General features: G+C 70.3%; 12 protein-coding genes. 8 read left to right on the forward strand and 4 right to left on the reverse strand.

Features of this window, described 5'->3' with window-relative positions:
• Window positions 1–2: 2 nt before the first annotated feature.
• On the reverse strand, window positions 3–989 hold the full coding sequence (gene nusA, locus BGO46_RS08490; RefSeq protein WP_292679006.1) for a transcription termination factor NusA: 987 nt from the start codon (window positions 987–989) through the stop codon (window positions 3–5).
• A 123-nt stretch (window positions 990–1,112) separates the two neighbouring features.
• Here nusA and BGO46_RS08495 point away from each other — a divergent pair, with 123 nt between their 5' ends.
• Window positions 1,113–1,733 carry a GPR1/FUN34/YaaH family transporter gene (locus tag BGO46_RS08495; protein WP_292679004.1) on the forward strand — a complete coding sequence of 207 codons (621 nt, stop codon included), beginning with the start codon at window positions 1,113–1,115 and terminating at the stop codon, window positions 1,731–1,733.
• A gap of 15 nt (window positions 1,734–1,748) precedes the next feature.
• On the opposite strand, the gene BGO46_RS08500 is transcribed toward BGO46_RS08495, so the two are convergent.
• A complete protein-coding gene (locus tag BGO46_RS08500; RefSeq protein WP_292679002.1) occupies window positions 1,749–2,804 on the reverse strand; it encodes a TIGR00730 family Rossman fold protein in 1,056 nt (351 codons plus the stop codon).
• A 93-nt stretch (window positions 2,805–2,897) separates the two neighbouring features.
• Between BGO46_RS08500 and BGO46_RS08505 the strand changes: the two genes are divergently transcribed.
• On the forward strand, window positions 2,898–4,151 hold the full coding sequence (locus BGO46_RS08505; protein ID WP_292678999.1) for a nucleotide disphospho-sugar-binding domain-containing protein: 1,254 nt from the start codon (window positions 2,898–2,900) through the stop codon (window positions 4,149–4,151).
• Window positions 4,152–4,223: 72 nt separating this feature from the next.
• Here BGO46_RS08505 and BGO46_RS08510 read toward each other — a convergent pair whose 3' ends face one another.
• The gene (locus BGO46_RS08510) at window positions 4,224–5,987 is read right to left on the reverse strand and encodes a proline--tRNA ligase (RefSeq protein WP_292678996.1); all 1,764 of its coding nucleotides are present in this window, start codon (window positions 5,985–5,987) and stop codon (window positions 4,224–4,226) included.
• 92 nt (window positions 5,988–6,079) lie between these two features.
• Between BGO46_RS08510 and BGO46_RS08515 the strand changes: the two genes are divergently transcribed.
• From BGO46_RS08515 to pcp, 6 genes are all read left to right on the forward strand, one after another.
• On the forward strand, window positions 6,080–6,346 hold the full coding sequence (locus BGO46_RS08515; RefSeq protein WP_292678994.1) for a type II toxin-antitoxin system Phd/YefM family antitoxin: 267 nt from the start codon (window positions 6,080–6,082) through the stop codon (window positions 6,344–6,346).
• Window positions 6,343–6,735, forward strand: a complete 393-nt coding sequence (locus BGO46_RS08520) for a type II toxin-antitoxin system VapC family toxin (RefSeq protein WP_292678991.1) — start codon at window positions 6,343–6,345, stop codon at window positions 6,733–6,735. Before BGO46_RS08515 ends, BGO46_RS08520 begins: the two co-directional genes overlap by 4 nt.
• A 3-nt stretch (window positions 6,736–6,738) precedes the next feature.
• On the forward strand, window positions 6,739–8,187 hold the full coding sequence (locus BGO46_RS08525; RefSeq protein WP_292678988.1) for an RNB domain-containing ribonuclease: 1,449 nt from the start codon (window positions 6,739–6,741) through the stop codon (window positions 8,185–8,187).
• Between the two features lie 193 nt (window positions 8,188–8,380).
• The gene (locus tag BGO46_RS08530) at window positions 8,381–9,046 is read left to right on the forward strand and encodes a GntR family transcriptional regulator (RefSeq protein ID WP_292678985.1); all 666 of its coding nucleotides are present in this window, start codon (window positions 8,381–8,383) and stop codon (window positions 9,044–9,046) included.
• Window positions 9,043–10,071: a 1-aminocyclopropane-1-carboxylate deaminase gene (locus BGO46_RS08535; protein ID WP_292678982.1), complete on the forward strand. Its 1,029-nt coding sequence runs from the start codon at window positions 9,043–9,045 to the stop codon at window positions 10,069–10,071. Before BGO46_RS08530 ends, BGO46_RS08535 begins: the two co-directional genes overlap by 4 nt.
• Window positions 10,072–10,091: 20 nt before the next feature.
• Window positions 10,092–10,721 (forward strand): pyroglutamyl-peptidase I, encoded by a 630-nt coding sequence (gene pcp, locus BGO46_RS08540; protein ID WP_292678980.1) that lies wholly within the window; start codon window positions 10,092–10,094, stop codon window positions 10,719–10,721.
• A gap of 107 nt (window positions 10,722–10,828) precedes the next feature.
• Here the strand turns inward: pcp and ispG are convergent, their stop codons facing one another.
• Window positions 10,829–11,959: a flavodoxin-dependent (E)-4-hydroxy-3-methylbut-2-enyl-diphosphate synthase gene (gene ispG / locus BGO46_RS08545; protein ID WP_292897145.1), complete on the reverse strand. Its 1,131-nt coding sequence runs from the start codon at window positions 11,957–11,959 to the stop codon at window positions 10,829–10,831.
• Window positions 11,960–12,162 lie beyond the last annotated feature (203 nt).

Genomic DNA, 12,162 nt, shown 5'->3' on the forward strand with positions numbered 1-12,162 from the left:
CGTCACGACTCCAAGATGCTGTCGGGCTGGATGTCGATCTTGGCGCCGGTGAGCTTGGCTGCGAGCCGCGCGTTCTGGCCTTCCTTGCCGATCGCGAGCGACAGCTGGTAGTCGGGGACGAGCGCGCGGACCGCCTTCGTGTTCGCGTCGAGCACGAACGACGAGGTGACCTTGGCCGGCGACAGGGCGTTGGCGACGAACGTCGCAAGGTCCTGGTTGTAGTCGACGATGTCGATCTTCTCGCCGCCGAGCTCCTCGGTCACGGCGCGCACGCGGCGGCCGAGCTCGCCGATGCAGGCGCCCTTCGCGTTGATCGCGGGGTCGGTCGCGGTCACGGCGATCTTCGTGCGGTGCCCGGCTTCGCGGGCGAGCGAGGTGATCTCCACGAGACCCGACGCAATCTCGGGCACCTCGAGCGCGAAGAGCTTGCGCACGAGCCCGGGGTGGGTGCGCGAGACGGTGATCTGCGGGCCCTTCAGCCCCTTCGAGACGGATGTCACGTACACGCGCAGGCGCGCACCGTGCGGATACTCCTCGCCGGCGACCTGCTCTTCGGGCGGCAGGATCGCCTCGACCGTGCCGAGGTCGACGTGCACCATCCGGGGGTTCGGGCCCTGCTGGATGACGCCGGCGACGATGTCGCCCTCCTTGCCGCGGAACTCGCCGAGGACCTGGTCGTCGGCGATGTCGCGCAGTCGCTGGCTGATGACCTGCTTCGCTGCGAAGGCGGCGATGCGGCCGAAGTCCTCGGGCGTGGACTCCTCTTCACCGATGACGGCGCCCTCTTCGTCGCGCAGCGGGATGAACACGGCGACGTGGCCGCTCTTGCGGTCGAGTTCGGCGCGGGCGCCCTCGGGAAGCTCGCCGTCAGGAGAGGTGTGCTTGGCGTAGGCGGTGAGGATCGCCTGCTCGATGATGCGCACGAGTTCCTCGAAGGGAATCTCCTTCTCGCGCTCGACCGTCCGCAACAGTCCCAGATCGATGTCCACAGGTGCCTCCCTATTCAGCTCTCGATGCGGGGTCACCCCCGGCACCATCCTCCCGACTTTACCGGATGCCACCTGTGAAGGCACCGGTGGTGCAGCGCCACCGAAGCTCGGCATACTTGCGGCATGGACTCCCCCCGTTCCTCCTCCCCCGCCGCCCGTGCCTCCCGCACCGCCGACCCCGGACTGATCGGTCTGCTCGGCTTCGTCATCGCGACACTCACGGCGCAGCTCGCGCACCTCGGGGTGCAGAACGAGAGCGCCGTCTTCTGGGTCGGGGCGGTGTTCGGCGGCATCGTCCAGGTGACGGCGGGCATGCTGTCGTACTTCGCCGGCGACGACTTCCACTTCATCGTCTACAACGCGTTCGGCTGGTACTGGATCTGCATGCCCGGGTTCCTCCTCGGCGGCGAACTCGGCTTCTTCGAGGTGTCCGGGCCCGCGCAACCGCTGTTCTCGGCGATCTTCGCGGTCCTCGCGTTCGGCTTCGTCTTCGCGGGCGCGACGCACAACACGGCGTTGCCGTTGACGCTGCTGGCGGTCGCCCTCGGGCTCGGTCTCGAGGCGATCGGCACACTTTCGGGCACGGATGCCTTGGAAGTGGCCGGCGCCTGGTTCCTGCTCGCGGCCTCGGCGCTGGCGACCTACATGCTCATCGAGAAGTTCTACTGGCGCACGATGGGGCGCCATGTCGTGCCCCTCGGCCCTGCATGGTTCGCAGGTCCCACCGACGACCCGGAGTCCTGACCCGCGCGGCGGGGGCTACGCGGGCGCCTCACCCTGCGCCGACTCGAGCTCGTTGAGGGCTCGGATGATGCGGTGCAGCTGGCCGACCCGGAACTGGTCGAGCCGCATCACAAGCCGCGGCAGGTCGACGCGATCGTCGTCCTCAATCTCGGGGGTGAGCGCGCCGCGATGCTCGATCACGCCGTCGGCGAGCAGGTCCGCGAACCGGTCGTTCAGCGCGGCGACCTCGGCGTCGGTCGGGGCGTGCTTCAGCCGCAGCACGAGGCGTCCGCCGACCCAGCGCAGGGAGTCGTAGTTGCGATAGAACCCGGTGATCTCGCTCACCGCGGCATCCACCGAATCGGTCACAAGCACGCGGTCGAAATCGTCCGGCGACACGACACCGCCGGGAATCAGCTGCTCGTCGACGAAGCGCTGCAGTCCCGCCCAGAAGGTGCCGCCGGGGCGGTCGAGCAGGACGATCGGGGTCGGTTCGGCCTTGCCGGTCTGCTGGAGAGTGAGCAGCTCGAACATCTCGTCGAGCGTGCCGAAGCCGCCCGGCACGCAGATGAACGCGGCGGATTCCTTGACGAGCATGAGCTTGCGGGTGAAGAAGTACTTCATCGCGACGTTGCGCGAGTTCTTCGCGATGACGGCGTTCGGCTTCTCTTCGAACGGCAGCCGGATGCTCACGCCGAGTGAGTGCTCGGCACCGGCGCCTTCGGCCGCCGCCTGCATGATGCCGGGGCCCGCGCCCGTGACGACCATCCAGCCGCGCTCGGCGAGCGCACGCGCTGCCTGCGCGGCCGCCGCATAGTGCGGGTCGTCGGGTTTCGTGCGAGCCGACCCGAAGATCGTGACCTTGGGGATGCCGCGGAACGGCTCGAACAGGCGGAACGCCGCACGCATCTCGGTGAGGGCGGCCGAGGTGATCTTCAGGTCGAGCCGGTCGGTGGGGTCGAGGCCCAAACCGATGCCCGTCGCGAGGATGCGGGCGATGAGGTCCTGATCGCTCGTGATCCCGGCATCCGCGATGATCGCGCGCAGGTCTTCGGTGACCGCCTGGGGAATCTGGGTGGAGCTGGCTGTCATGCCCCCACCCTGGCACGAGATGGTGAATGCGGGGTGTCGCGCGGATCGGCGGCACCCCTGACGGCGAGCGCCGTGCGGTGCCACAATTCGCGTATGGAGCGGTTCATGGTGACGGCGATGCCGTTCTCGGGGCATGTCGCTCCCCTCGCCGCGGTCGCGGCGGCCCTCGTGGAGCGCGGGCACGACGTGCGGTTCTACACGGGTGCGGCGTTCCAGGCGCAGGTCGAGGCGACGGGCGCACGATTCGTGCCGTGGCGCGCCGCGCCCGACTTCGACGAGCAGAACCTCGCGGCGACCTTTCCGCGTCTGGTCGGCAAGAAGGGGTTCAGCCAGCTGATGATCAACATGGAGGACCTCTTCATCTCGACGGCCCCGGCGCAGCTCGACGACGTGCGCGCCGAGTGGCAGCGCGCCCCGTGGGACGTGCTCGTGAGTGACGAAGCCTCCATCGCGCCGAGCATCATCGCCGAGGCGATCGGATGCCGCTGGGCGACCGTCGCCGTCCTGCCGCTCCACCTGATGTCACCTGCGGGTCCGCCGCCGGGGCTGGGGTTGCGGCCCGGGCGGACCGTCGTCGGTCGCGCGCGCGATGCGGCGCTGCGCGCGCTCGTGCCCGCGCTGTCGGGGCGGTTGAAGACCGCGGCGAACCGTGCTCGCGAAGCGGTCGGACTGCCGGCGGCATCCGTCGGATTCGAGCATCAGGTATGGACGCACGACCTGATCCTCGCGTCGGGATGCCCCGCGCTCGACTTCGACCTCCCCGATCGACCGGACTTCCTGCACTGGGTCGGGAGACTGTCGACACCGATTGCCATCCCGGCACCGCCGTGGTGGTGCGACCTTGACGGGCGCCGCGTGATCGCCGTGACCCAGGGCACGCAGAACGTCGACCCCACCGATCTGCTGCAGCCCGCCCTCGAGGCGCTTGCGGACGAGGATGCCATCGTCGTCGCGACGACGGGCGTGCGCGGTGTGGACCCCCTGCCGTTCGCCGTGCCGCGGAACGTGCGCACGGCGTCACGCGTGCCGTTCGACGACCTCTTCCCGCGCCTCGACGTGCTCGTCACGAACGGCGGCTGGGGTGGCGTGCTGACGGCACTCTCGCACGGCGTGCCCCTCGTCGTCGCGGGCGGCGATCTCGACAAGCCCGAGGTCGCCGGCCGCGTCGCGGCCGCGGGTGCGGGCGTGAACCTCAAGACCGGCAGGCCGAAGCCCGCCGCCGTGCGGGCGGCGGCCGCCGAGGTCACCGCGCACCCCTCCTACCGGCAGCGTGCGCGGGCGGTGGCGGCGCAACTCGCCGCGGCAGGCGACGCGGCGCGGGCGGCGGAGCTGCTGGAGGCGCTGTAGCCCGGCGGTTCGGTCGGATAGGCCGGTTCAGCGGGCCCGGCCGGCCCGGCCGGATCAGCGCGCTCAGCCGGCTCAGCGCGCGAGGCGCGCGACGACTTCCGTCGCCGGCACGACCTCGCGGTCGCCGGTGCGGCGGTCCCACAGCTCCACCTGACCGTCGGCGGCATCGCGACCGACGATCACGATCTGCGGCACACCGATGAGCTCGGCGTCACCGAACTTCACGCCCGGCGACACCTTGGGTCGGTCGTCGTAGAGCACGTCGAAGCCCGCGGCATCCAGCTCGTCCGACAGCGACGTGGCGAGGTCGAACGCGACGGCATCGCGCCCCGTCGCCACGACCTGCACGTCAAAGGGCGCGATGGCCTGAGGCCACACGAGACCCTTGTCGTCGTTGTTGAGCTCGGCGAGCGCCGCGAGGATGCGCGTCACGCCGATGCCGTACGAGCCCATCGTCACCGTGACGAGCTTGCCGTTCTCGTCGAGGACCTTCAGGCCCAGCGTCTCAGCGAAGAAGCGGCCGAGCTGGAAGACGTGGCCGATCTCCATGCCACGCGCGAGCTCGACGGGGCCCGAGCCGTCAGGCGCCGGGTCGCCGGGGCGCACGTTCGCGACCTCGACGACGCCGTCTGCGAAGAAGTCGCGGCCCGCAACCACCGAGTGCGCGTGCTTCTGGTCGATGTTGGCGCCGGTGATCCAGCTGGTGCCCTCGCCGACGCGCGGGTCGACGACGTAGCGGATGCCGGTCGCCGACTCCTCGCCGAGGATCGCGCCCTCGGGCGACCAGGGACCGATGTAGCCCTTGACCAGCAGCGGGTTGCGCTCGAAGTCCTCCGCCGTCGCGGCCTCGACCGCGGCCGGGGCGAAAGCGACCTCGGCGCGCTTGTCGTCGACCTCGCGGTCGCCGGGCAGGCCCACGACGACGAGCTCGCGCGTGCCGTCGAGGTGCGTCAGCGCGAGCACGACGTTCTTGAGCGTGTCGGCCGCGGTGTACTCCCTCGCCGAGGTGTCGAGCACGGCGTTGCTGTGCGCGACGAGCGTGTCGATCGTCGGGGTGTTCGGCGAGTCGAAGACGACGGGAGCGCCCGCGGCGTCGAACGGCAACGCGTCGGGCGCGTCGGTCGTGAACGCCTCGACGTTGGCGGCGTAACCGCCCGCCGACCGGACGAACGTGTCCTCACCGACGGCGGTGGGGTGCAGGAACTCCTCGCTGCGCGCGCCGCCCATGAGGCCGTTGTCGGCCGCGACGATGACGTACTCCATGCCGAGGCGCTGGAAGATGCGCTCGTAGGCATCGCGCTGGCGCATGTACGAGGCATCCTGGCCCTCGTCGGTGTAGTCGAACGAGTAGGCATCCTTCATCGTGAACTCGCGGCCGCGCAGCAGGCCCGCGCGGGGGCGTGCCTCGTCGCGGTACTTGTCCTGAATTTGGTAGATCGTCAGCGGCAGGTCCTTGTACGACGAGTACAGGTCCTTCACGAGCAGGGTGAACATCTCCTCGTGCGTGGGCGCGAGCAGGTAGTCGGCGCCCTTGCGGTCCTGCAGGCGGAAGATGCCGTCGCCGTACGAGGTCCACCGGCCCGACTGCTCGTAGGGGTCGCGGGGCAGCAACGCCGGGAAGTGCACCTCGAACGCGCCCGCGGCGGCCATCTCTTCGCGGATGATCGCCTCGATCTTCGCCTTGACCCTCAGGCCCAGCGGCAGCCACGTGAAGATGCCGGGCGCGGCACGGCGGATGTAGCCGGCGCGCACGAGCAGCTTGTGGCTCGTGACCTCGGCATCCGAGGGGTCTTCGCGGAGCGTGCGGAGGAAGAACTTCGACAGACGTGTGACCACGAGGGTCAAGTCTACGGACCCCGCGCGCCGGTGTTTCGGGCATCCGTGCTGAAGCCTGTCGCTCGGATGCCCGCATCGATAGACTAAGTCACATGACTAAGTCGTCCGATCGCATCGTCGTCGGAGTCCATGAGGCGAAGACGCACCTGTCGCGCCTCCTGCACGACGTCGAGAGCGGCGTCGAAGTGCAGATCAACCGGGGCACGACGCCCATCGCCCGCATCGTTCCCCTCGAGCGCTCGACACCGCAGCGGCAGCTCGGCACGCTCCGCGGTCGGATCCAAATGGCGGACGACTTCGACGAGGTCGATGAAGAGACGATCGACCTGTTCGAGAACGGCGAGATCCTCCCCGCATGAGCTCGTTCCTGCTCGACACCCACATCTGGATCTGGATGCTGGAGGACAGCCCGCGCCTTCAAGGCATCCAGCGTGCGACTGTCGAGGACGCCGAGAACAGCCTGCTCCTGTCCGTCGCCAGCGTGTGGGAGATGTCGGTCAAGACGCACGCCGGCCGACTGACCTCGCCCCTGCGCACGGCGGCACACTTCCGCGAGCAGCTCGAGCTGACGAACGTGGAACTCGTGCCGATCGAGTTCGAGCACGCTGTCACCGCGGGCGCTCTTCCGCCACACCACCGCGACCCGTTCGATCGGATGATCGTCGCGCAGGCGCAGACCCTCGGCGTCCCGATCGTCAGCGCTGATGCCAAGCTGTCGGTGTACGACGTCGACCTCCTCACGGACTGAGCCATGCCACACCGCCGTTCGCGCCTGCACCCGACCGCCACCGGCGGCGACCTCGCTGCCTCGCTCACGGCGCTGCGCCGCTCGCTCGAGCTGCCGGATGCCTTCCCGCCCGACGCGCAGGCCGAAGCCGAGCGCGCGGCGCGCGAGGTCCCCGTCGAACCCGACAGCGCCGCGGACGGCGCTGGACTGGCGGACCTGCGCGACATCGAGTTCCTCACGATCGACCCCGCGGGTTCGACCGACCTCGACCAGGCGCTGCATCTCGAGCGCACCGGCTCGGGGGCGATCCTGCACTACGCGATCGCCGACGTGCCGGCGTACGTCGAGCCCGGCGGCGCGCTGGATGCCGAGGCCCGGCGTCGCGGCCAGACGATGTATGCCCCGGACGGGCGCATCCCGCTTCATCCGCCGATCCTCAGCGAAGACGCGGCCTCGCTGCTGCCGGATGTCGACCGCCGCGCATTCGTATGGCGCTTCGTCCTCGACGAGGGCGCGCGCCCCACCGAGACGACGCTCACGCGCGGCGTCATCCGGTCGCGCGCGCAGTGGTCATACGTCGACGCGCAGCGCGCGATCGACGCCGGCGACGGCCCCGCGAGCCTCCTCGCGATGCCGTGGTTCGGTGCCGCGCGCACCGACCGCGAGCGCGAGCGCGGCGGCGCGAGCCTGAACATCCCCGAGGCGCGCGTCGTTCCGGACGGCGACGGCTACCGACTCGAGCTCGACTACGGCGTGCCGCTCGAGGACTGGAACGCGCACGTGTCGCTGATGACCGGCATGGCCGCGGCCGAGATCATGCTGGCCGGGCGCGTCGGCATCCTGCGCACGATGCCGCCCGCCGACGCCGCAGACATCGCGGACTTCCGCGCGCACACGATCGCGCTCGGTCTGCCGTGGCGCCTCAACGTGAGCTACGGCGACTACCTGCGGGGCCTCGACCGCTCCCCCGCAGCGCGCGCCGTCAAGGAGTACGCCGCGGGCCTCTTCCGCGGCGCGGGCTATGTCGCCTTCGACGGCGAAGTGCCCGCGCAGACCGAGCAGTCCGCTATCGGCGCGGCATACGCGCACACGACGGCGCCGCTACGGCGGCTCGTCGACCGCTGGTCACTCGTCGTCTGCGAGGCCCTCGCGAACGGTCGCGAGGTACCGGAGTGGGCGCGCGCGTCACTGCCCGACCTGCCCAAGCTCATGGGACGCAGCGCCCAGAAGGCCTCGCAGCTGGATGCCGGGTCTCTCGACCGCGTCGAGGCGGCGCTGCTGACGGGGCACGAGGGCGAGACGTTCGAGGGCGTCGTGCTCGCCCAGCGCGGCGACGGCGCGCGCGTGCAGCTGACGTCGCCGCCCGTCGAGGCGAAGGTCAAAGGGCTGGATGCCGCCCCCGGCAGCACCGTGCGGCTGCGGCTGGACGCGGCATCCGTCATCGAGGGAACACTCGACTTCTCGCCCGCCTGAGCCGGCCGCCGGAGGCGGCGCGGGGTCTGCGCGAAAACAGGCGATCGCGCGAGAACAGGCCAGATCGCCGACGGTTCGCCTGTTTTGGTGCGGATGCCTGTTCTGGCGCGCCCCTTCCGCGCGGCGCCCACCGCCCGCCGCCAACCCCACACCCAACTTGTGTCACGCGCACCAGCGCAATATATTGCATATCGTGCCCGTTCCCACCGAGACCCTCCCTCCGCGCTCCCTCCTGCGCGACGACGTGTACGCGCGACTGCGCGACGCGATCGTGGACGGCACCCTCGCTCCCGACGAGCAGCTGCGCGACATGGAGCTCGCGACCTGGCTCGGCGTCAGCCGCACCCCCGTGCGCGAAGCGCTGCTCGAACTCGCCCGGGCTGGGCTCGTGCGCGCAACGCCCGGCAAGTCGACCGTCGTCGCCCCGGTTGACCCCGCCGCCGTGCGCGACGCGCAGTCGGTCGTCGCCGCGATGCACGCCCTCGCGGTGCGTGAGGCTGTTGCCCGGCTCACTCCCGAGGACCTCGCCGAGATGCGCGACGCGAACGCCGCCTTCGCCGAGGCACAGCGCCGCGGCGACGTCGATGCGGCACTGGATGCCGACGAGCGCTTCCACCGCGTGGCGATCGTCGCGAGCGGCAACCGCGCCGCCGCGCAGGTCATCGCACAGTACGAGCCCGTCCTGCGGCGCGCCGAGCGCTTGCGCTTCGCGTCGCACGAGGGCGAGGCATCCGCTGAGCGTCACAACGCGCTCATCGCGCTGTGCACGTCAGGCGACGTGGATGCCGCGGCGGATCTCGCCGCGCAGACCTGGCAGACCCTCACCCTCCCACCCGTCGACGAAGGAGACACCCGATGATGCTCCACGAGTTCCCCCGCTACCCGCTCACGTTCGGACCGAGCCCGCTGCAGCACCTCAAGCGGCTCACGCAGTACCTCGGCGGCGCGCAGGTGTGGGCCAAGCGCGAGGATGTCTCCAGCGGCCTCGCGTTCGGCGGCAACAAGGTGCGCAAGCTCGAGTACATCGTCCCCGACATCCTGGCATCGGGCGCCGACACGCTCGTCTCGATCGGCGGCTACCAGTCCAACCACACGCGCCAGGTCGCGGCGGTCGCCGCACACCTGGGGCTGAAGGCCCGCCTCGTGCAGGAGAAGTGGGTGCCGTGGGAAGACCCCACCAACGATCAGGTCGGCAACATCTTGCTGTCGCGCATGATGGGCGCCGACTCCCGGCTGGATGCCGCAGGTTTCGACATCGGCATCCGCGATTCGTGGAAGCAGGCGCTCGCCGAGGTCGAGGCCGCGGGCGGCACGCCCTACCCGATCCCGGCGGGTGCGTCCGAGCATCCCCTCGGCGGACTCGGCTTCGCGAACTGGGCGTTCGAGGTCGCCGAGCAGGAGAAGCAGCTCGGCGTCTTCTTCGACACGATCGTCGTCTGCACCGTGACCGGCTCGACGCACGCCGGCATGATCGCCGGCTTCGCGGCGCTAGAAGACCTGACGGGTGTCAGGCGTCGTGTGATCGGCATCGACGCGTCGGCGACGCTCGAGCAGACGCGCGACCAGGTCGCCCGCATCGCCCGGAACACCGCCGCGCTGATCGAACTCGGCCGCGACCTGCGCGACGACGAGATCCAGGTGCTCGAGGGCTGGGCCGGCGACCTCTACGGCGTGCCGGTCGCATCGACGATGGATGCCATGGCGCTCGGCGCGCAGCTCGAGGCGATGATCACCGACCCGGTCTACGAGGGCAAGTCGCTCGCGGGCCTCATCGACCTCGTCAAGACGGGCGACATCGGCAAGGACTCGACGGTGCTCTACGCGCACCTCGGCGGCCAGCCCGCGATCAACGCGTACCACTCGCTGTGGGACCCGGCCGCCTGAGTCGGCGCTAGCGTGAAGCGGTGACGACTGTTCTGCTCACCGGCTTCGAGGCGTTCGCGGGCGACGCCGCGAATCCCTCCGGCGACGCCGTGCGCACCCTGGCCGCCGAGTGGGACGGGCCCGCGAACCTGGTGACCGAGGTGCTGCCGGTGACGTTCGCGGGGGCCGCGGCGCGCCTGCGCGCGCTGATCGCCGAGCACTCCCCCGACGTCGTGCTGGCTGCGGGGCTCGCCGGTGGCACAGCGGCGATCCGCGTCGAGCGTGTCGCGGTGAACCTCGTCGATGCCCGCATCCCCGACAACGACGGCGCGCAGCCGCTCGACGAGCCGAGCGTCGCGGGGGCTGCGACCGGCCGTTTCGCGACGCTGCCGACGAAGGCGATCGCGGCGGCGATCCGCGCCGCAGGCATCCCCGCCGACGTGTCGTACTCGGCCGGAACGTTCGTGTGCAACCACGTGTTCTTCACAGCACTGGATGCCGCGGCCCCCACCACCCATGCCGGGTTCATCCACGTGCCGTGGGCGACGGGTCAGGCTCCGGCCGGCATCCCGTCGCTCGACCTGCGCGACATCACCCGCGCCCTGCGCATCGCGATCGAGACCGCGCTCACCGGCGCCGACGACGGCCTGGTCGGCGGCGCGCTGCACTGACGAGCGCGCCCCAGAACAGGCATCCGCACCAGAACAGGCAGATCCTGCGGGAATCGGCCTGTTCTCGCGCGATTGCCTGTCCGGGGTGCCGGCGGGCGGCGGCCGCCTCAGGCGGTGATGACCTGCGCCGTCCCGACCTTCGCGTCGGGGCCCATCTCGTCGGCGAGGCGGTTCGCCTCTTCGATGAGGGTTGCGACGATGTCCGCCTCGGGCACGGTCTTGATGACCTCGCCCTTGACGAAGATCTGGCCCTTGCCGTTGCCGGATGCCACGCCCAGGTCGGCGTCGCGCGCCTCGCCGGGACCGTTGACGACGCAACCCATGACGGCCACGCGCAGCGGCACGGTCATGTCCTTGAGACCCTCGGTGACGCTGTCGGCGAGCGTGTAGACGTCGACCTGCGCGCGACCGCACGAGGGGCACGAGACGATCTCGAGCTTGCGCTCGCGCAGATTCAGCGACTGCAGGATCTGGTGGCCGACCTTGACCTCCTCCGCGGGCGGTGCCGACAGCGAGACGCGGATCGTGTCGCCGATGCCCTCGGCCAGCAGGATGCCGAACGCCGTCGCGGACTTGATCGTGCCCTGGAAGGCCGGCCCGGCCTCGGTCACACCGAGGTGCAGCGGCCAGTCACCACGCTCGGCGAGCAGCCGGTACGCCTTGACCATGACGATGGGGTCGTTGTGCTTGACCGAGATCTTGAAGTCGTGGAAGTCGTGTTCTTCGAAGAGGGATGCCTCCCACACGGCGCTCTCGGCGAGCGCCTCCGGCGTCGCCTTGCCGTACTTCTCGAGCAGGCGACGGTCGAGCGATCCGGCGTTCACGCCGATGCGCAGCGACACCCCGGCATCCTTCGCCGCCTTCGCGATCGCGCCGACCTGATCGTCGAACTTGCGGATGTTGCCCGGGTTCACGCGCACAGCGGCGCAGCCGGCGTCGATCGCCTGGAAGACGTACTTCGGCTGGAAGTGGATGTCGGCGATGACCGGGATCTGGCTCTTCTTCGCGATGATGTGCAGCACATCGGCGTCGTCCTGCGAGGGCACCGCGACACGCACGATCTCGCAGCCGGATGCCGTGAGCTCGGCGATCTGCTGCAGAGTTCCGTTGATGTTGGTCGTCGGCGTCGTGCACATCGACTGCACGCTCACGGGCGCGTCGCCACCGACGAGCACCTTGCCGACCTTGATCTGACGACTCTTGCGACGCGGGGAGAGGACGTCCGGCACGCGCGGCATCCCGAGATTCACTGCTGGCACGCCCCTCAGCCTACGCCGCGGGGGCTGGTGCGAGGCTGAACTGTTCGTGTGCCCGCGGTCTGATAATGTGACCGCATGTTCGCGAACACCTCCTGGTGGCCCACCCGCTGAGGCGGTGTGCTCGCGACCCACGACACAGACCGCCCTCGAGGCGGTCTTTTCGTTCCCGGACGAATGCAGCC

The organism is Microbacterium sp. 70-16 (assembly GCF_001898315.1).
GTDB lineage: Bacteria > Actinomycetota > Actinomycetes > Actinomycetales > Microbacteriaceae > Microbacterium.